15 protein-coding genes are annotated in these 19,551 nt (G+C 71.4%); 9 read left to right on the top strand and 6 right to left on the bottom strand.

Annotated elements, in window-relative coordinates; all coding sequences use genetic code 11:
* Positions 1-128 precede the first annotated feature (128 nt).
* A complete protein-coding gene (locus tag QSK39_RS13610; RefSeq protein ID WP_285478085.1) occupies positions 129-1,061 on the top strand; it encodes an acyl-CoA desaturase in 933 nt (310 codons plus the stop codon).
* Positions 1,058-1,600 (top strand): polysaccharide deacetylase family protein, encoded by a 543-nt coding sequence (locus tag QSK39_RS13605; protein ID WP_285478084.1) that lies wholly within the window; start codon positions 1,058-1,060, stop codon positions 1,598-1,600. The genes QSK39_RS13610 and QSK39_RS13605 overlap by 4 nt, the downstream gene beginning before the upstream one ends.
* Here QSK39_RS13605 and QSK39_RS13600 read toward each other — a convergent pair.
* The gene (locus tag QSK39_RS13600) at positions 1,590-2,573 is read right to left on the bottom strand and encodes an endo-1,4-beta-xylanase (protein ID WP_285478083.1); all 984 of its coding nucleotides are present in this window, start codon (positions 2,571-2,573) and stop codon (positions 1,590-1,592) included. The genes QSK39_RS13605 and QSK39_RS13600 overlap by 11 nt on opposite strands.
* A gap of 102 nt (positions 2,574-2,675) precedes the next feature.
* On the opposite strand from QSK39_RS13600, the gene QSK39_RS13595 reads away from it, so the two are divergent.
* On the top strand, positions 2,676-3,737 hold the full coding sequence (locus QSK39_RS13595) for a LacI family DNA-binding transcriptional regulator (RefSeq protein WP_285478082.1): 1,062 nt from the start codon (positions 2,676-2,678) through the stop codon (positions 3,735-3,737).
* A 186-nt stretch (positions 3,738-3,923) separates the two neighbouring features.
* Here QSK39_RS13595 and QSK39_RS13590 read toward each other — a convergent pair whose 3' ends face one another.
* The 4 genes from QSK39_RS13590 to QSK39_RS13575 all read right to left on the bottom strand — a co-directional run bounded on the left by QSK39_RS13590 (position 3,924) and on the right by QSK39_RS13575 (position 10,038).
* Complete coding sequence (locus tag QSK39_RS13590; RefSeq protein ID WP_285478081.1) at positions 3,924-6,827, bottom strand: glycosyl hydrolase 115 family protein; 2,904 nt, start codon at positions 6,825-6,827, stop codon at positions 3,924-3,926.
* 123 nt (positions 6,828-6,950) lie between these two features.
* Positions 6,951-7,775 (bottom strand): carbohydrate ABC transporter permease, encoded by an 825-nt coding sequence (locus QSK39_RS13585; protein ID WP_285478080.1) that lies wholly within the window; start codon positions 7,773-7,775, stop codon positions 6,951-6,953.
* Complete coding sequence (locus QSK39_RS13580; RefSeq protein ID WP_285478079.1) at positions 7,775-8,746, bottom strand: carbohydrate ABC transporter permease; 972 nt, start codon at positions 8,744-8,746, stop codon at positions 7,775-7,777. Before QSK39_RS13580 ends, QSK39_RS13585 begins: the two co-directional genes overlap by 1 nt.
* Complete coding sequence (locus tag QSK39_RS13575) at positions 8,743-10,038, bottom strand: extracellular solute-binding protein (protein WP_285478078.1); 1,296 nt, start codon at positions 10,036-10,038, stop codon at positions 8,743-8,745. Before QSK39_RS13575 ends, QSK39_RS13580 begins: the two co-directional genes overlap by 4 nt.
* Before the next feature lie 133 nt (positions 10,039-10,171).
* Here QSK39_RS13575 and QSK39_RS13570 point away from each other — a divergent pair, with 133 nt between their 5' ends.
* The 4 genes from QSK39_RS13570 (at position 10,172) to QSK39_RS13555 (ending at position 15,748) form a co-directional block, all read left to right on the top strand.
* Entirely contained in the window at positions 10,172-11,182 is a 1,011-nt protein-coding gene (locus QSK39_RS13570) for a LacI family DNA-binding transcriptional regulator (RefSeq protein ID WP_285478077.1), read from the top strand.
* A 73-nt stretch (positions 11,183-11,255) separates the two neighbouring features.
* Positions 11,256-13,553 (top strand): beta-xylosidase/alpha-l-arabinosidase, encoded by a 2,298-nt coding sequence (locus QSK39_RS13565; protein WP_285478076.1) that lies wholly within the window; start codon positions 11,256-11,258, stop codon positions 13,551-13,553.
* On the top strand, positions 13,550-14,767 hold the full coding sequence (locus QSK39_RS13560) for an SGNH/GDSL hydrolase family protein (protein ID WP_285478075.1): 1,218 nt from the start codon (positions 13,550-13,552) through the stop codon (positions 14,765-14,767). The genes QSK39_RS13565 and QSK39_RS13560 overlap by 4 nt, the downstream gene beginning before the upstream one ends.
* Before the next feature lie 261 nt (positions 14,768-15,028).
* Positions 15,029-15,748 (top strand): Asp23/Gls24 family envelope stress response protein, encoded by a 720-nt coding sequence (locus tag QSK39_RS13555; RefSeq protein ID WP_285478074.1) that lies wholly within the window; start codon positions 15,029-15,031, stop codon positions 15,746-15,748.
* Positions 15,749-15,797: 49 nt separating this feature from the next.
* Here the strand turns inward: QSK39_RS13555 and QSK39_RS13550 are convergent, their stop codons facing one another.
* The gene (locus tag QSK39_RS13550) at positions 15,798-16,361 is read right to left on the bottom strand and encodes a dihydrofolate reductase family protein (protein ID WP_285478073.1); all 564 of its coding nucleotides are present in this window, start codon (positions 16,359-16,361) and stop codon (positions 15,798-15,800) included.
* Between the two features lie 407 nt (positions 16,362-16,768).
* On the opposite strand from QSK39_RS13550, the gene QSK39_RS13545 reads away from it, so the two are divergent.
* Both QSK39_RS13545 and QSK39_RS13540 read left to right on the top strand, forming a co-directional pair.
* Complete coding sequence (locus QSK39_RS13545; RefSeq protein WP_285478072.1) at positions 16,769-18,577, top strand: ThiF family adenylyltransferase; 1,809 nt, start codon at positions 16,769-16,771, stop codon at positions 18,575-18,577.
* Positions 18,574-19,527: a 3-oxoacyl-ACP synthase III family protein gene (locus QSK39_RS13540; RefSeq protein ID WP_285478071.1), complete on the top strand. Its 954-nt coding sequence runs from the start codon at positions 18,574-18,576 to the stop codon at positions 19,525-19,527. The genes QSK39_RS13545 and QSK39_RS13540 overlap by 4 nt, the downstream gene beginning before the upstream one ends.
* The last annotated feature ends 24 nt before the right edge of the window (positions 19,528-19,551 follow it).

Raw genomic sequence — 19,551 nt, 5'->3', positions numbered from 1 at the left:
CGCCGGCAGGAGCGGCGACGAGTGCGGCCCACCACAGACCGCTGACCGCCGGGTGTTCCCGCTCCCCGGCCACCCGCGCGTGAGCCCGGACCTCGCTCCGCGTGCGATGACATCGAAACGAGTAGTGCATGACAGCCTCCGTGAAGGCGCCCCGTCCCGTCGCGAAACCCGTGCTCTCCGGCCGCCAGACCGTGGCCGAGCTGATCACCATCCGCACGTTCCTGCTGGTCCCGTTCCTCGCGCTCGCCGCGGCCGTCCCGGTGTTCTGGGGCTGGGGCGTCAGCTGGCTCGACCTGACCATCGGCGGCGCGTTCTTCGTGGTGTCGACGCTCGGCATCACCGTCGGCTACCACCGCTACTTCACCCACGGCGCGTTCCGCGCGAAGCGGGCACTGCGGATCGCGCTGGCCATCGCCGGCGGGCTCGCCGCGCAGGGCCCGGTGATCGGCTGGGTCGCCGACCACCGCCGGCACCACGCGTTCTCCGACCGCGAGGGCGACCCGCACTCCCCCTGGCTGTTCGGCACGTCCCCGGTGGCACTGGCCCGCGGCTTCTGGCACGCCCACATGGGCTGGCTGTTCGGGCGCGACAAGACCAACGTCGACCGGTTCGCCCCGGACCTCGAGGCCGACCGCGACATCCGCGTCGTCGACCGGCTCTTCCCGGTGTGGGTGGTGGTGAGCCTGCTGCTCCCGACCCTGCTGGGCGGCCTGCTGACGATGTCGTGGTGGGGCGCGCTCACCGCGTTCCTCTGGGCCGGCCTGGCCCGGATCTCGTTCCAGCACCACGTCACGTGGTCGGTGAACTCGATCTGCCACATGATCGGCGAGCGCCCGTTCACCAGCCGCGACCGGTCGGCGAACTTCTGGCCGCTGGCGATCCTGTCGATGGGCGAGTCCTGGCACAACACCCACCACGCGGACCCGACGTCGGCCCGCCACGGCGCGCAGCGCGGGCAGATCGACATCTCCGCCCGGGTGATCTGGGTGTTCGAGAAGCTCGGCTGGGCGTGGAACGTCCGCTGGCCGACCGCCAAGCGGCTGGCCGCGCTGGCCCGGTGACCACCGTCGCCCTGACCTTCGACGACGGCCCCTACCCCGAGACGACGCCGGCGCTGCTGGCCGCGCTCGGCGAGGTGCGGGCGACGTTCTTCCTGTGGGGCGAGCACGCCGCGGCGCACCCCGCGCTGGTCCGGGCGATCGCGGCGGCCGGGCACGCGATCGGCAACCACACGTGGACGCATCCGCGGCTCACCGGCCTCGACGCCGCTGCCCGCGACGAGGAGGTCCGGCGCACGCAGGACCTCCTCGCCGAGCTCACCGGGTCCCGCCCGGCGTTGTTCCGGCCGCCCTACGGCGACACGGGCCCCGCGGTCGCGCAGACCATCGCCGGGCACGGGCTGACCGAGGTCCTGTGGACCGTCGACACCCGCGACTGGGCCGGCGCCTCGGCGGACGAGGTCGAGGCCGCGGCCTCGCGGGCCGAACCGGACGGGATCGTCCTCATGCACGAAGGCCGCCCGGCGACGGTCGAAGCGGTGCCCCGGATCCTCGCGGGGTTGACCGCCCGTGGCCTGCAGCCGGTCCCGGTCAGGGGTTGATGCGCAGGTACGCGGGCTTCGGGCGCAGGTTCTCGTCGAACAGGCAGGCCGCGCCCTCGCCCGGGAAGACGTCCGGGACCCACGAATGCCGGTCCGTGAAGCCCCACGTCGTGAACTCCACGCACCGGCGGACCGCCTGGCAGCCGTCCCACAGCCGGTCGAAGTAGCTCGCCTGGGTGTCGAGCTTCGCCGCGTCCGGCGGGGTCGGGATCCGGACGTCGGCCTCGGTGATCGCCACGTCCACGCCGAGCTTCGTCAGGCGGGCCAGGTTCTCGCGGTACTCCCCCGGGAAGCCGTATTGGATCGACAGGTGCGCCTGCACGCCGACGCCGCCGATCGGGACGCCTTGGCGGCGGAGCGTCTTCACGAGGTCGTACACCGCGTCGCTCTTCGGGTTGCGGCCTTCGATGTTGTAGTCGTTGATGTACAGCGTCGCCGACGGGTCGGCCGCGTGCGCCCAGCGGAACACGTCCGCGACGAAGCCGTCGCCGAGCTTCTGCCGGAAGACGGTGTCACGCCGGGTGCCGTCCTCGTTGAAGATCTCGTTGACGACGTCCCAGGCGCGGATCTTTCCCTTGTACCGCTTGACTTCCGTGGTGATGTGGTCACGCAGGACGCGGCGCAGCTCGCCGGCGGGCAGCGCGGCCACCCAGTCCGGCAGCTGCGAGTGCCAGACCAGCGTGTGGCCGCGGACGGTCTTGTGGTGCGTTTGCGCGTACCGGACGATCGCGTCGGCGCCCGACCAGTCGTACTGGCCGCGAACGGCCTCGACCGTGCCCCATTTCATCTCGTTCTCGGGCGTCACGTTGTCGAATTCCCGGGTCAGCACGGTGCGGTAATCGGCTTCGTTCGCCAGGTACGACGCCGCCACCGCACTCCCGACGTAGCGGTGCGTGATGTCTTTCAGCGGAACGGCCGCCGAAGCCGCGGGCGCCTGCCACACGGCAATGCCCGTGACGACCGCGACCGTCACCAGGGCACGTTTAATAGGAATACTTATCAGCATCTCTTTCCTCCGATTTCCGAAACTTTCGAGGTGTGTCAAACCGGGTTTCGATGACCTAGAATCTCGGTCATGACAATGAAGTCTGACGATTCCAAGCCGATCGCCTCCCGGGTCACCATCGCCCGGATCGCCGCCGAGACGGGGGTTTCCGTCCCGACTGTTTCGAAAGTGCTGAACGGCCGCCCCGACGTCGCCGAAAGCACCCGCGCGCGGGTGGAAGCGGTCATCGGGAAATACGGTTACCGCCGCCGCGCCGACGAACGGTCCCGCCGTTCGCGATTGCTGGAACTGATGTTCCACGAACTCGAAAGCACGTGGGCACTCGAAATCATCCGCGGCGTCGAATGCGTGGCCCGCGAAAACGGGATGGCGGTCGTGCTCGCGGAATCGTCGGGCCGGCACACGCCCGGGCAGAGCTGGCTGGAGAGCGTGCTGGCGCGGCGGCCGGTCGGCATCGTTTCGGTGTGCTCCGACTTCACCGGCGGGCAGCTGGCGAAGCTGCGGGCCCGTGACATCCCGCTCGTCGTGGTCGACCCGGCCGGCGCGCCGGGGCCGGAGACGCCCTCGATCGGGGCCACGAACTGGCAGGGCGGGCTGACCGCCACCCGGCACCTGGTGGAGCTGGGGCACCGCCGGATCGCGATGATCGGCGGGCCGGACGGGGTGCTGTGCAGCCGGGCCCGGATCGACGGGTACCGCACCGCGCTGGAGACGGCCGGGCTGGCGTTCGACCCGGCGCTGGTGCGCCGCGGCGACTTCCACGTCCGGTCCGGCTATCGGGAGCTGGCGTCATTGCTGACCCTCCCCGACCGCCCGACGGCGGTGTTCGCGGGCAGCGACCTGCAGGCACTGGGCGTGTACGAGGCCGCGCGCGACGCGGGGCTCCGGATCCCGGACGACCTGAGCGTGATCGGCTTCGACGACCTGCCGGTGGCCCGCTGGCTGACCCCGGAGCTGACGACGATCCGCCAGCCCCTGCAGGAGATGGCGGCCGCGGGGGCGAGACTGGCGATCTCGCTGGCCCGCGGGACGCATCCGGAGAGCCACCGGCTGGAGCTGGCGACGAGCCTGGTGGTCCGCCACAGCACGGCCGCCCCGGCGCACGAGGTGGTCGCGGCCGGCCGGGGATAACCGGCCGCCGACGGGCTTCGCGACACCGGAACTGTCGGTGCCCACCGGTAGAGTGGAAGACGGGGGCGCCCCCGCGGGCGGGCGTCCAGCGGGATTCCGAGCCTGAGCCGCCCCTCTCGCCGCGCGGGATTGCGAGCCTGCCCCGCCCTCCCGCCGCGAGGCCTCCGGCACCCCTTGGCGGCCCGCTCATCCCGGCCACCGCTTGCTCTCCGGCGGCCCCAGGTAGCTGGGCCGCAACCCACCCGTGTCGACCACCAGCTTCTGCACCACCACCGCCGGGTCGACCATCCACACCTTCAGCACGTGCGGCCCCGCCGTCACCTCGTGCCGCGTCGACGTCAGGTTCACGTTGTCCGACGTCGTCCGCTCCCACTGGCGGTTCATCGTCATGTCATCCGCGCCCGTGGCCTTCGTGATGTTCACGACCTGCGGTGCCGCGTCGTCGAACGACACCGCGTAGCGCAGCCCGTCGCCCTGCAACACGTTGCTGCGCGGTGAAAGGCGGGCCCACACCGTCACCGGCCCGGCCGTGAACAACGTCATCCGGTACTCCAGCCGCGGCCCGGCCCCCGCCGCCCGGCTCGCCGCCGTCACCGGGAACGGTGTCATCCCCAGGTCCGGGATCGGCCGCCAGGTCGCCCCCGATGATCCGACGTTCGCCGAAAAGTGCGACGCCTCCATCGACACGTAACCGCCGGCCTCGACGAACCCGCGCCGCCACGCCGAAGGCACCGACGGATTGCGCACGACCGCGTCCACCATCACCGACTCACCCGCGCCCGACACCGTGATCGGCACGGTCGTCGTGCCCCGGGGCGCGCGGCTCCAGTCGATCCGCACCGTCATCCGCAGCTCCTCCCCCACCCGGCCGCCGCGCGGCTCCACCACCACCCACGGCTCGGCCGAAACCGTGCACCGGAACGGCGTCCGGCCCCGGTTGAACACGTCGATGTACTGCGCCGGCGCGCTCTGGTACGGGCTGAACTCCGGCAGCGCCGGACGTCCCGAAGCGCCCGGCCACGCCTCCGACGACCCGTCGACGGCGACCCCCAACGCAGCGGCAGAGGGCAGCGAGAGCCGCCGCACCGCCGGGAAGATGACGTCCGGCAACGCGACGTTGTTCAGCTCCGGCTGCTGCCAGGGCGCGTTCGGGCCGTAGCGGGCGACGTCGCCGTAGTCGATGTGCGGCTGGGTCTGGAACCCCTTCCACTTCCCGCCCGCGACGCCGGTGTTGTACTTCTCCGCCAGCGCGAGGTCGTCGGCGAACCGGGCCTCGGTGACGGCGGCGAGCCCGTTGGCCGAAGCGCGGCCCTGCGCCGCGTACAGCAGGTTCGTGAACTCGGCGCGCCGCAGCGCGTAGAGGTTCGCCGACGCCGTGACCTCGTACCCGACCAGTTCGTAGTAGGCGTCCCGGTAGGCCGCGGGCAGCCGCGCCGAGATCCGGGACGCCCGCGCCGCCAGGTCCTGCCACTCGTCGGTGACCCGGTCGAGCTCGCGGTAGTTCACCAGGCTGAACGGCGTCGCCTGGTCGTCGTAGGTGATCGCGCCGGCGGCGTCCACCGTGATCAGCCGGTTCAGCAGCTCCGGCTTCCGGCGGGACTGCAGCCGCCCGTAGTCGTGCAGCACACCGGCGATGTCCGAAGCCAGAGCCGGACCGAAGTTGGCCGCGGCGAACCCGCGTTCCCAAGTGGACAGTCGTTCGAGAGGCAGCGCCGCGGGGTCCCACGCGTAGTCGAGGAAGAACTGCAGCGGCAGCTCGTTGCCCTTCATGTCGCCGACGTTGGCCACCCACAGCCGGTCGTTCCCGTAGGAAACCGCCTGGTGCAGCTGCTCCCACGTGTTCGCGAGCAGCGCCGTGTCGACCCACTTGTAGTTGCGGCCGCCGCCGACGTAGTCGAAGTGGTAGTACAGCCCGTACCCGCCCGGGTGCGGCGGCAGCGAGAGGTCCGGGTGCTTGCGGATGTTGCCCCAGTTGTCGTCGGTGAAGACCACGATGACGTCGTCGGGCGGGCGCAGTCCCTGGGCCCAGTACCGCAGGACCTCCTTGTACAGCGTCCACACCTGCGGGACGTCCGTGCTCAGCTCGCGGGCGAGGATTTCCCGTTCGGCGGCGAGGATTTCGCGCATCAGCTCGATGCCGTCGCCGTCGGGCAGGCTGACGTCGCCGTTGCCGCGCATGCCGAGCGTGACGACGCCCTCGAAGTCCTCGCGGACCATCCGGCGGATGCCGTCGGTCCAGTAGGCCTTGATCGCCTCGCCGTTGCGGCGGAAGCTCCACTCCCCCGTGCCGCCGTACGGGTCGTGGCCCGGGGTCGTGATGGTCCCCGCCGGGTCGCGGACCGCGGGCACGGCGTGCCGGTTCCACTCCTCGATCCCGCGCATCATCGGCGCCTCGTGCGAGGTGCCCATCACGACGCCGTACTCCTTGGCCGTGGCGTGGTTGAGCGGGTCGTCCTCGGCGAACGCGCGGCCCCACACCGCCGGCCACAGGTAGTTGGCCCGCAGCCGCAGCATCGTCTCGAAGACCTTGGCGAAGAAGAGGTGGTTGAAGCCGCCGGGGAAGCCCGGCGCGAGACCGGGCCCGAAGTACGCCGGAGCCCAGGTGCCGAGCGCCGGGTTCTCGTCGTTGACGAAGAACCCGCGGTACTTCACGTGCGGCGTCCCGAGACTGAACCGCTCTCCCGGCAGGTGCAGTTCCGACGCCCGCGCCGGCGGCACGTCGGCCCACCAGTACCACGGTGAGACGCCGATGCGCCGCGAAATCTCGTAGACGCCGTAGATCACGCCCCGCTGGTCGCTGCCGGTGAGGACCAGCCGCCCGTCGACCACCTGACTGAGCGACGTCTCCCACTTCCCCGCGACCCCACGGACATCCAGGCGGCCGCCGGCGACGAGCGAGTCGACCAGCGGGCTGTGGCCGAGCGTGCCGACCAGCACCACCGGCCCGTGCTCGGGCACGGCGTCGAAGGACACCGCCGGCCGGACACCCGTGACGCGCTCGACGTCGGCGGCCAGGTCGCCCACGACCCGCCGGACCCCCGGCAGATCGCCGGAGCTCACGACGATCGTCGCGGCCTTTCCCCGTGACACCAACGGAAACCCGGTTCCGGCTGCGGCGAGGCCCGGCAGGGCCGCCGACCCCGCTCCGGCCAGGGCCAGCAACTGCAAGAAGGCACGACGGTGGACCTCGGACGGCACGGCAGACCTCCTGAGTCAGCCCTTCACGGATCCGGTCAGCCCGCCGACGATGCGCCGTTCGGCGAGCACGAAGAACGCGAGCGCCGGGATCATCGACAGCGCGGTGAACGCGAGCACGCGGGCGGTGTCCTGGGAGTACTGGGACTGGAAGCTCGCGACGCCGAGCGGCAGCGTGAAGTGCGCGGAGTCGTTGAACACCAGTAGCGGCAGCAGGTAGGCGTTCCAGCTGGTGACGAAGGCGAGCACGCCGACCGTGGTGAGCGCGGGCGCCGACAGCGGCAGCAGGATGCGCCAGAAGAACCCGAGCCGGCTCGCGCCGTCGAGCACGGCGGCGTCCTCGAGCTCACCCGGGATGGCGTGCATGAACGGGCGCAGGATCACGATCGTCACCGGCAGCGAAAACGCCGCCTCCGGGATCGCCACGCCCCAGAAGCTCTCGAGCATGCCCAGCTGGCGCAGCCACAGGTACAGCGGCAGCGTCGCCACGGTGAGCGGGAACAGCAGGCCGAGCGTGAACAGCGTGTACAGCGCTTCGCGGCCCTTGAACTGGTACCGCGAAAGCGCGAACCCGGCCATCGAACCCAGGCCGACGGCGACGGCGGTCGCGATCACCGCGATCAGCGCGCTGTTGCCGAGGAAGCCCCAGAACGCGCTCGAGCCGAGGACCGAAGCGTAGTTGTCCATGACCCACGGGCCGGGCAGCCCGGCCGGGTCGGTGTTGATCTGCCCGTTGGTGCGGAACCCGCCGAGCACGACGAACAGCAGCGGCACGACGGTCACGCCGAGCACGACGATCGCCGCGAGGTAGCCGATCGACAGGCCGAACCTGCGTGAGCGCATCAGCCCACCATCCTCGTCAGGGCGCCCTGGGTGTCGCGGCGGAGCGCGAACCGCTGGTACAGCAGGGCGAACAGGAAGCAGATGACGAAGAGGATCACCGCGACGGCGGAGCCGAACCCGAACTCGTAGCGCTTGAAGCCGTGGTCGACCAGATAGGTTGCCATCGTCGTCGACGCGTTCGCCGGCCCGCCCAGCGTCATGATCCACACGACGTCGAACAGCTGCAGCGAGCCGATCACCGACAGGAAGATCCAGATCCGGATGGTCGGCCCGAGCAGGGGCAGCACGACGTGCCGGGTGGTCTGCCACGCCGAAGCGCCGTCGAGCGCGGCGGCCTCGCGCAGCTCGGCGGGCACGCCCTGGAGACCGGCGAGCAGCAGGATGATGCCGAAGCCGATGTACTTCCAGGTGATCACCGCGAACATCGTGTAGAGCACGATGCCCGGGTCGGCCAGCCACTGGTGGACCAGGCCGCCGAGCCCGGCGCCCTTCAGCACCTGGTCGGCGAACCCGTTCGGCTGGAGCATGAGCACCCAGATCACCGCGGTGATCGCCTCGGAGAGGACGTACGGCGCGAACACCAGGGCACGCAGCACGGCGCGGCCCCGCAGCTTGCGGTTGAGCAGCATCGCCAGCCCGATCGACAGCGGCAGCTGCACCACGATCGACAGCCCGGCGATGATCAGGTTGTGCAGGATCGCGCCCTGGAACACCGTGCCGCTGAACGCGTCCACGTAGTTGTCGAGGCCGATGAAGTCGTCGAGCGGGCCGAAGCCGTTCCACTGGAACAGGCTGTAGAACCCGGCGATCCCGATCGGCACCAGGACGAAGCCGACGAACACCAGCAAAGCCGGCCCGAGCAGGAGCGTCAGCTCGAGCCGCTTGCCCAGGCCGGAACGCTTCGCCCGGCGGCCCGCCGCCGGTGCGGACGGCCGGGGAGCCGTCCGCACCGGCGTCGTCGCCGTGGTCACTTGTTGCCCGCCGCGGCCTGGTTGACGGCGGCCACGATGCCTTCGGGGGTGCCCTGACCGGCGAACATGTTCGCGACGGCGTCGTTCAGCGCGGCGCCGACCGCGGTCGGGAACGCCCGGTCGAAGTACATCTGCAGGTACGGCGACTTCGTGCCGTAGTCGTACACGGCCCGCAGCGTGTCGGTCTTCAGCGACTTCGCGGCGACGGTGTTGACGGGCAGGCCGGCCCCCTGGGCGGCGAGCTGCGTCTGCACCGGCTCGGTGTTCAGGTACTGCAGGAAGTCCGCGCACGCCTTGGACGCGCGGGTCGTGCAGGCGAAGCCGTCACCGCCGCCGAGCACGGCGGCCGGGTCGCCCTGCCCACCCGTCACGGACGGGAACGGGAACCAGCCGACCTTGGAATCCAGCTGCTTGTCGTCGGTCAGCGACGACATCGTGCCGGGTTCCCAGTCGCCCTGCAGCTCCATCGCCGCTTTGCCGTTCGCGACCAGGCCGGCGGAGCTGCCCGCGCCCTGCTGGGCGGGCGTGCCCGCGAACCCGGTCTGGAACGGTTGCGTGGCCAGGAAGTTCTTCAGGTCCTGCCCGGCCTTCGTCCAGCACGGGTCTTCGAGCTTGACCGCCTTCACCGACTGCTTGAGCACGTCGACCGAGCATTCGCGGATGGCGAAGTAGTTGAAGTAGAAGGCGTCGGGCCAGCGGTCCTTGCCACCGACGGAGATCGGCGCGATGCTCTTGGCCTTCAGCTGCGCGACAGCGGCGTTCAGCTCGTCCATCGTCTTCGGCGGCGTGGTGATCCCCGCCTGCTGGAAGAGGTCCTTGCGGTACCAGAACCCGACGAAGTGCTGCTCGAACGGCACTCCGTACTGCTTCCCGTCGACCTGCCAGTTCTCGCCGAACTTGCCGGTGCTCTGGGTGATCCACGGCTTCGTGGCGTCGGTGATGTCGGCGACCTTGCCCGAGGTGATCTGCGAGGCGAGGTCACCGGCGCCCCAGGACTGGTAGACGTCCGGCGGCGTGGCCCCCTGCAGGGCGAGCGGGACCTTCGTGGGGAAGTCCTCGTTCTGCAGCGGCTGGGCCTTGATCGTCACGTCGGGGTGCGCCTGGTGGTAGTCGGTGACGACCTTCTCCCAGATCGACTTGATCGGGTCGGTGGTGCCGTTGTGCCACCAGGTGAGGGTGACCGGCCCGCTCGGCTGTGCGGGCGCCTCGCTCCCCCCGCTGCACGCCGAGAGGGCGAGCGGAACGATCGCCACCAGCGCGGCGAGAACGGGGATTCTGCGTTTCACAAACATCGTGGGTCCACTCCTGACGACTTCGGCCGAGTTGGACGGGGCGCGACTGCACCCGGGTTGGCGAAGAGTTTGCTCCGGGGCAAATCGGATGTCAATCGTTGTCGATAACGTTTTACATGGCTAGTCTGAGCCGATGCAGCCCAGTTCGAGGGTGACCATCCGTGACGTCGCGGCCCGCGCCGGCGTCTCGGTGGCCACGGTCTCCAAAGTGATCAACGAGCGCTACGGCGTCTCCGCCGCGACGCTCGCGAAGGTCCGGGCGGTGATCGAAGAACTCGGCTACGAAGCGAGCCTCGTCGCGCAGAGCCTGCGCAACCACCGGACCAACGTGATCGGGATCCTGGTCGCCGACCTCGAACCGTTCTCCACCGAGCTGCTCAAGGGGGCCGCGGACGCCATCCGCGGCAGCGGTTTCGAGCTCGTCGTCTACTCCGCGGGCGGGCGCACCGGCGACCCGAAGGGCTGGGAGAAGCGCTACCTCTCCAGGCTGAGCGGCACCCTCGTCGACGGCGCCGTGCTCGTCACGCCGGCCGTCTCGCTCGAAGCGGTGCCCGGCACGCCGGTCGTCGCGGTCGACCCGCACACCGGGCCGTCGCACCTGCCCACCATCGACTCCGACAACCTGCGCGGCGCGCAGCTGGCCACCGAGCACCTGCTCGACCTGGGGCACCGGCGGATCGCGTTCCTCGCCGGCCGCCCCGACCTCGAATCGGCGTCGCTGCGCAAGGCCGGGTACCTGCGGGCGCTGGAAGCCGCGGGCGTGCCGGCCGACGAAAGCCTGATCCGGATCGGCGCCTACGACCCGGAGGTCTCCGCGGCCTCGGCGCACGACCTGCTGACCGGCCCGGACCGGCCGACCGCGGTGTTCGCCGCGAACGACATCTCGGCCATCGCGACCGTCGGCGCGGCCCGCGAACTGGGGCTTTCGGTGCCCCACGACCTTTCCGTGGTCGGCTTCGACAACGTCCCCGAGTCCGCGCTCTGCACCCCGCCACTGACCACAGTGGACCAGCCGATCCGCGAGATGGGCCACCGGGCGATCAGCATGCTCATCGCGCTGATCAACGGCGACGAGGTCGAGCGCACGCACGTCACCCTCGACACCGGCCTGGTGGTCCGCAGCTCGACCCGGGCCCTCTCCTGATCTCGTCCGACATCCCGGGGGCGCCGCCATCCGGAACCCCCGCAAGCTCCCTCCTGACGAAGGGCGGAAAGCCTTGACCACGCAGCCTGCCGCGGCCCCCGAGCCGTGGCGAGACCCCGCGGCCGACCCGGGCGAACGCGTCCGCGCCCTGGTGGCGCGCATGACGACGCGGGAGAAGCTCGGCCAGCTCTACGGCGTCTGGGTCGGCATCGACGCCGGCGGGGAGATGGCGCCGCACCAGCACGACTTCGTCGACGCCGAGATCGACCTCGACGACCTGGCCCGGCACGGCATCGGGCAGCTGACCCGCGTCTTCGGCACCCGGCCGGTCGACCCGCTGGTCGGGGTGCGCAGCCTCGCCCGCACGCAACGCCAGATCGTCTCGAGCAACCGCTTCGGCATCCCCGCCGTCGTCCACGAGGAATGCCTGACCGGGCTGGCCGCGTGGCAGGCCACGATCTTCCCGGCACCGCTGTCCTGGGGTGCGACGTTCGACCCGGACCTGGTGCGCCGGATGGCGTCGCGGATCGGGCAGACCATGCGCGGACTGGGCGTGCACCAGGGACTCGCGCCGGTCCTCGACGTCGCGCGGGACCTGCGCTGGGGCCGCGTCGAGGAGACGATCGGCGAGGACCCGTACCTGGTCGGGACGATCGGTGCCGCGTACGTCGCCGGGCTCGAGTCGGCCGGCGTGATCGCGACGCTGAAGCACTTCGTCGGGTACTCCGCCTCGCGCGCCGGGCGCAACCTGGCGCCGGTTTCGGCCGGGCCGCGGGAGATCGCGGACGTCCTGCTTCCGCCGTTCGAACTGGCCCTGCGCGCCGGCGCCCGGTCGGTGATGAACGCCTACACCGACACCGACGGCGTGCCGTCCGCCGCCGACTCGTCGTTGCTGACCGAGCTGCTGCGCGACACCTACGGGTTCACCGGCACCGTTGTCGCCGACTACTTCTCCGTCGCGTTCCTGCACCGGTTGCACGGTGTCGCGGCCGACCGCGGTGATGCGGCCGGGCAGGCGCTGACCGCGGGCATCGACGTGGAACTGCCCACCATGGACTGCTACGGCGAGCCGCTGCTCGCCGCGGTGGAAGGGGGTGCGGTCGACGCCGCCGCCGTCGACCGCGCCCTCGAACGGGTGCTGCGGCAGAAGTGCGAGCTGGGCCTGCTCGACGCGGACTGGGCGCCGGAGGTGCCCGACGAGGTCGACCTCGACGACGCTCCTTCCCGGGCGCTGGCCCGCGAGGTGGCGGAGAAGTCGATCGTGCTGCTGCACAACGACGGGACGCTGCCGCTGGCCCCCGGCGCGCAGGTCGCCGTCGTCGGGCCGCGCGCGGACACGGCGGGCGCGATGCTCGGCTGCTACTCGTTCCCGCTGCACGTCGGCGTCCACCACCCGGACGTCCCGTTCGGGGTTTCGGTGCCGACGGTGGTGGCGGCCCTGCGGTCGTCCTTCGACGTCACCTACGCACTCGGCTGCCCGGTGGTCGGCGGCGACGACGCCGAGATCGAGGAGGCCGTGGCGGCGTGCGCGTCCTCGGCCGTCTGCGTGGCCGTCCTCGGTGACCGGGCGGGCCTCTTCGGCGGCGGCACGTCCGGGGAAGGCTGCGACGCGCCGGACCTGCGCCTGCCGGGCAGGCAGGAAGAGCTGCTGGAGGCCCTGCTCGCCACGGGCAAGCCGGTCGTGCTGGTGCTGCTTTCCGGGCGTCCCTACGAGCTTTCCCGGCAGATCGGCCGGCTGGCCGCGGTGGTCTGCGGGTTCTACCCCGGCGAAGAGGGCGCTCCGGCGCTCGAAGGTGTCCTCAGTGGACGGATCGACCCGTCCGGCCGGCTGCCGGTCGGCTTCCCGGCGGCCGGGGCGAGCCAGCCTTCGACGTACCTCGCGGCGCCGCTCGGGCGCCGCAGCGAGGTGAGCACGGTCGACCCGTCGGCGCTGTTCCCGTTCGGGCACGGGCTGTCCTACGCGCCGGTGACCTGGGTCGACGTGAGCGCGACGGGCTCGCTGTGGCCGACCGACGGCGTGTGCCGGGTCCGGGTGACCCTGCGCAACGACCACGACCGGCCCGCGTCGGAAGTGGTCCAGGTGTACCTGCACGACCCGGTGGCGGAGGTCGCGCGCCCCGAGCGCCAGCTGATCGCGGCCCGCCGGGTTGCGCTGGAGCCGGGCGCGACGGTCGTCGTCGACATCGGCCTGCACGCGGACCTGACGTCCTACACCGGCCGGGCCGGCCGGCGCCTTGTCGAACCCGGCGATGTCGAGCTGCGGGTCGGGACGTCGAGCGAACAGTTCGTCGCGACACTGCATTGCACGCTCACCGGAGCACGCCGTTACGTGGGCTTCGACCGCGTGCTGGCCCCGGAGTTCGGGTCATGAAACGGACTGGCGTGGTCGTCGTCCTCGCCGTCTTGACCGCGTTGTTCGTGGGCGCCTCCGGGCACCCGCCCGCGTCGCACTGGGTGGCGACCTGGACGTCGATGCCGCAGCTGACCGAGCCGTCCAACCTGCCACCGGCGCCCTACACCGGCACCGATCGGGTGCTGGACAACGCTTCCCTGCGCCAGACCGCGCACATGTCCGTCGGCGGGCCGCGGATCCGCCTGCGGTTCTCGAACGCCTTCGGCGGGGCGCCGCTGCCGCTTTCGGCCGTCTCGGTGGCACGCCCGCTCGGCGGGCGCGCGGGCGTCGCGGCGATCGTGCCGGGCAGTGTGCTGCCGGTGACGTTCCACGGCAAGCCGTCGGCGACGATCCCGGCGGGCGCGCAGGTGGTGTCGGACCCGCTGCCGTTCCCGGTGCGCCCGTTCGAGAACATCACGGTGACGGCGTACCTGGCACACGGCCAGGGATCGCTGTCGATCACGTCGCACCCGGGCTCCCGCACGACGTCCTACCTGGTGCCGGGCAACCAGGTGACCGCCGCGGACCTGGCCGGCGCGACCCTGGTGGACCACTGGTACTTCCTGAGCGGCATCGAGGTCCTGTCCCCCGCGTCGGCGGTGGCGGTGATCGGCGATTCGCTGTCGGACGGCCGCGGCTCGACGACCAACGGCAACGACCGCTGGCCGGACGTGCTGGCGTCCCGGCTGCCGTCGGCGGTGGTCAACCAGGCCGCGGGCGGCAACCGGGTGCTGCAGGACGGCCTGGGTCCCAACGTCCTGGCGCGCCTGGACCGCGATCTGCTGGCCCAGAGCGGGGTGTCGTGGGCGATCGTGTTCGAGGGGATCAACGACCTCGGCACGGCGGCCCCTGCCGCCGCCGCGTCCACGGCGGCGGACCTGATCGACGCGTACGACCAGATCCTGACCCGAGCCCACGCGGCCGGCATCCGGGTGTACGGCGCGACGCTGACACCGTTCGGCGGCAACGAGAGCTACGACGACCCGCTGCGCGAAGCGGCCCGGACTTCGGTGAACACGTGGATCCGCGGGCATTTCGACGCGGTCCTGGACTTCGACCGGGTGGCCCGCGACCCGGCGGCACCGGCCCGGTTGCTGCCCGCCTACGACGTCGGTGACCACCTGCACCTCAACCCCGCCGGCTATCGCGCGCTGGCCACGAGCGTTCCCGCCGGGCTATTCCGGAATGACTGACGGAATTTCCGCCGGCCGGAAAGTGGACAATTCCTGGACGCTATTTCTCCTGCGACATCACTGATCGCTCACCCCCGCCTGACGGACCGTGATCACAGGTCCAGTCAACCGGGAGAGCGTTGTCTGGTGCCGGATATCTGTTGGGACACAAGCGAGTCTCGAACCCGGGGGTCTGTGGCGGAGGTCACGGCCCGTACCCCTATAGTGTCGCCGTCTCCGCTCGTCCCCATCCGCAGTCGTCGCTCCCGAAAAGGGGAAAACATGTCCGACGTCATCAACAGCATCTTCGGTCGCGCCCAGAACGAAACGCCCAGTTCAGAAGGTTACGGCTACGGCAACGCGGCCACCGAGACCGCCGAGACCGTCGATGCCGACGCCACCGAGACCGTCGAGGACGCCACCGAGACCGAAGACGCCGCCGACGAGACCGCCGACGTGGACGAAGCCGACGACTCCGCCGAGGCCGAAGAGGACGCCGTCGACGAGGAGTCCGACGAAGCGGTCGCGGACGCCGTCGAAGAGTCCGACGAGGACACCGACACCGCCGACGAGGCTGTCGCGGACGACACCGCCGACGAGGCTGTCGCGGAAGAGGCCGAGGAGACCCCCGCCGCCGAGGCGGTCGTCGCCGAAGCCGAAGCCGTGGTCACCGAAGCGGCCGAGGAAGCAGGCGCCCGGCCCGCCGCCGGCACCCGCGGCAGCACCACGGTCGCCGACGGGGTCGTCTCCAAGATCGTCATCCGCGTCGCCCGCAAGGCCGAAGGCGTGTACGAGCTCGACGAGGCCGGCACTTCCGTCGAGGTCGAAGGCGAGGTCGCCACGATCGCCGTCACGCTGGTGGTCGAGTTCGGGCGCGCGGTCAAGGCGCTGGCCGAGCAGATCCGCGTCCAGCTGGTCGAAGCCGTCGAAGACTACCTGGGCCTGGAGGTCGCGTCCGTGGACGTCCACGTCGCCGACATCCACTTCCCGGACGCCGACTGACCTTCCCCGCTCGGTCCCGGGTGCGTGGCGCCCGGGACCGAGCACCCGGTCACCGGCGCACGACGTAGCGCAGGTGGAGTACGTCGCGATCCGCCAGCTGCCGCACCAGGTCCAGCTCGACCGGTTCCCCCTCCCCGAACAACCGGCGCCCGGCGCCGAGCAGCACCGGCACCACGTGCAGCTCCAGCTCGTCGAGCAGGCCCGCTTTCAGCAGCGCCTGCGCGGCACCCGCGCCGTGGACCATGACCGCGCGGTCGCCCGCCGCGGCGCGTGCCTCTTCCGCGCACGCCACCACATCCGTGAAGAACCGCGCGCTGCCGGGCGGGGTGTCGGACGGGTCGACGTGGTGGGTCAGCACGTGGATCGGGACGCCGTCGTGGTGGTCACCGCCCCAGCGGCCGGCCAGCTCGAACGTCCGCCTGCCGGAGATCAGCGCACCCGTCGCCGTCGCCTCGGCGTACACCCGCGCGCTCGGCCCATCGCCGTGACGGTCGTCCAGCCAGTCGAACAAGCGGAACCCGCCGCGTCCCATTTCCTGGCCCGGGCGGTCGTCCGGCCCCGCCACGAAGCCGTCGAGCGACGTGGTCATGTACAGCCTGATCGGTCCGGTCATCGCCGATCCGCCTCCTCGTGTGTCGTCGTCGTTGCCCGTGCGTCGAACGGGAGGCACCGGAATCGACGACGGCGCGATGATCTCTCCCCCGCCCGGGTGAAGCCTCGCCGTGAACCGCCCGCCGTCCGGGCGGCGGCGTCCCCGCGCCCATCGCCGTCCGACACGGTCCGCCACCCCATCGAGCGGCAAACCGTTTTCGATCTTCATCAGGAGCGGGCACGAAGCATCACCGGGCGTCAATTTCCTTCCGGGTAAAGGATTTCCCGGACACCGGCAGCCGATTTCGCGCCGTCGCGCCGAGGCGGACGGCCGCTGTTACTGTTCGCCCGCCCTGGTCCGGACCGCGTCGTCCGGCCCGGCCTCTTCCGGGCGGCCTCCGCCCGCACCTCCTGGAGAAAAGGCTCGACTTGACCCACCTGAACCACCCCGGCGCGGGTTCGGCCACGCCGGACTGGCACGTCACCGCGTTCCGCGGCGACCGTTCGATGCTCGACGCCGTCCGCGAACTCCGCGCACGGATCCTGTTCGACCACGGCCGCCGGCCGGACTTCCGCCGCGCCGACGGCACCCACGTCGACGACCAGGCCCTCGACTTCGGCGCGTGGCACTTCATCGCCCGGCAGAGCCCCGGCGGCCCGGCGCTGGGCTACATCCGGCTGTCCACACCGGACGCCGGCGTGCCGTACCAGTCGCGCGAGTTCCTCGGGAGCGAGCGCTACGAGGAACTGCTGGCCGCCGAAGGCTTTCCGGCGGACGGCGTGTTCGAGCACAGCAGGCTCGTCGTCGAACACCGCGCCCGGAAACTGGGGCTGGGCCAGTACCTCAACGCCCTCGCCGTCGGCGCCGCCCACCACCTCGGGGCGCGGGCGATGATCGGCACGTCCGGCACGAAGGACGGCCAGGACCGGTTCCACGAGCGGTTCGGCTTCCGGCCCGTGCCCGGCACCCGCCGGTACGTGCCGCAGTACACCGAGGACGTCGTGATCATGCTGCACCGCGTCGCCGACGGGGCCGGGCGCCACCACGACCTCGTCACGCGGCTCCGCGACGAGTTCCCGGTCATCACCGCCGGCCCGGCGGCCCCGGCCCCCGCGCCGCAGGTCCGCGGCGCCGCTCCGATCACGCTGACCGGCGCGCCCTCCCCGGAACGCGACGCCTGGCAGCCCGTGCTCCACACCGCGGGCCGCGCGCTGGACGCGTTGCTGGCTTCCGGTGACGTCCGCGAAGTCCACGACACGATCGACGACCAGCTCACCGAACTGGTCCGCAGCCGCGAACCCGCGTGCCGCGACGCGGCCGAAATCGAGCGTCTCAAAGACGATCAGGTCGCCGGGGTCCCGCGGTGGGCGTACGGAACCTGGGCCTGGTACCCGTGGTCCGGGCGGCTCGTGCACGTGCTGCCCCGGGAGGAGTTCCGCCTGGTGCGCACCGACCGCAACCGCGGCCGGATCGAGCGGCCCGACCAGCGCCGGCTGTTCGGCAAGCGGATCGGGGTCATCGGCCTGTCGGTCGGCAACAGCGCGGCGCTGACGTTCGCGCTGGAGGGCATCGGCGGCGCCTACAAGCTGGCGGACTTCGACGACTTCGGGTTGTCGAACCTGAACCGGCTGCGCGGCGGGGTGCACGACCTCGGCGTCAACAAGGCGGTGCTGTCCGCGCGCCAGATGTTCGAGATCGACCCGTACCTCGACATCGAAATCCAGCGCGACGGCCTGAACCCGGACACCATCGAGGAGTTCTTCCGCGGCGGGATCGACCTGCTCGTCGAGGAGTGCGACACGCCGTGGGTGAAGATCGCGGCCCGCGAGTACGCGCGCGACCTCGGCATCCCGGTCGTGATGGACTGCAACGACCGCGGCATGCTCGACGTCGAGCGGTTCGACGCCGAGCCCGACCGGCCGCTGCTGCACGGGCTGCTTGGCGATGTGAAGTCCGTCGACCTGCTCGAACTCGGCCACCAGGAGAAGGTCGAGCTGATCCTCGCGATGGTCGACGCCGGGCGGATCAGCCCGGAGCTGGCCGCGTCGTTCGGGGAGCTGGGCCGCACGCTCAGCAGCTGGCCGCAGCTGGCGTCCGGCGTCGCACTCGGCGGCGCCCTGTGCGGGGAAGCTGCGCGCCGGATCCTGCTCGGCCGGCCGTGCGAATCCGGCCGGTTCTACACCGACCTCGGCGAGCAGCTGCACCCGTCGCGCAACCTCTACGCGGGTGCCCGGTGAACGGCCTCGCGGTTCCCGTGACGATCGCGGGCACCGGAGTCCACCTGCCCCCGGAGGTCGTCACCAACGCCGAACTCGCGGCGACGCTGGACACTTCGGACGCATGGATCGTCAGCCGCACCGGCATCCGCGTCCGGCGCCGCCTCGCGCCGGACCGGGCGACGTCGGACATGTGCGTGGCGGCGGCTCGCCCGGCGCTGGCCGCCGCCGGCGTCACCGCCCGCGACGTCGACGCGATCATCGTCGGGACCTACACCTGCGACCAGCCGTTGCCGTCGACGGCCCTGATCGTCAAGGAGCGGCTGGGCGCGGACCGCGCACTGACGCTGGACATCACGCAGGCGGCGTGCGCCAACGGAGTCCAGGCGCTGTTCCTGGCGGCGCACCTGCTGCAGACGTCGGCGGCGCGGACGGTCCTGGTCCTGGCGGCGGACTGCGCGTCGCGGGTGACGAACCCGCAGGACCGCACGACGAGGGTGTTCTTCGGCGACGCGGCCGGGGCGGCGGTGCTGACGCGCGCATCCTCGCCGCAGTGCGGGCTCCTGGGCTGGGACTTCGGCTCGGAGCTGTCCTACGACGTCGAGATCCCGGCGGCCGGCGAATACCTGAAGATGAACGGCAGGGCGGTCTGGGACACGGCGACCCGCTGCCTGCCGGACAGCATCCTGCGCGCGACGGACAACGCGGGGGTGCCGGTGGAGGAGGTCACGCACGTCTTCCTGCACCAGGCGAACCTGAACATCATCAAGGCGGCCCTGGACAAGCTCGGCGTCCCTCATTCCCGCGCGCCGATCACCGTGGAGGGCTTAGGCAACACGGGGTCGGCGGGCGTGTTCACGGCGATGCACGAGCGGTTCGGCACGGGCGCCGTTTCGCCCGGCGACACGTACGTGGTGTCGTCGATCGGCGCCGGTTTCCAGTGGGGCACCTTGTGTTTCCGCCACGCGTGAAGTGAGAGTGGCCGGCGCCGCGGC

Origin of the sequence: Amycolatopsis sp. NBRC 101858 (genome assembly GCF_030269325.1) — a bacterium.
Classification (GTDB): Bacteria; Actinomycetota; Actinomycetes; order Mycobacteriales; family Pseudonocardiaceae; genus Amycolatopsis; species Amycolatopsis ponsaeliensis.
The sequence above is the reverse complement of the archived record's forward strand: the minus strand, read 5'-3'. Positions and strand labels throughout refer to the sequence as shown.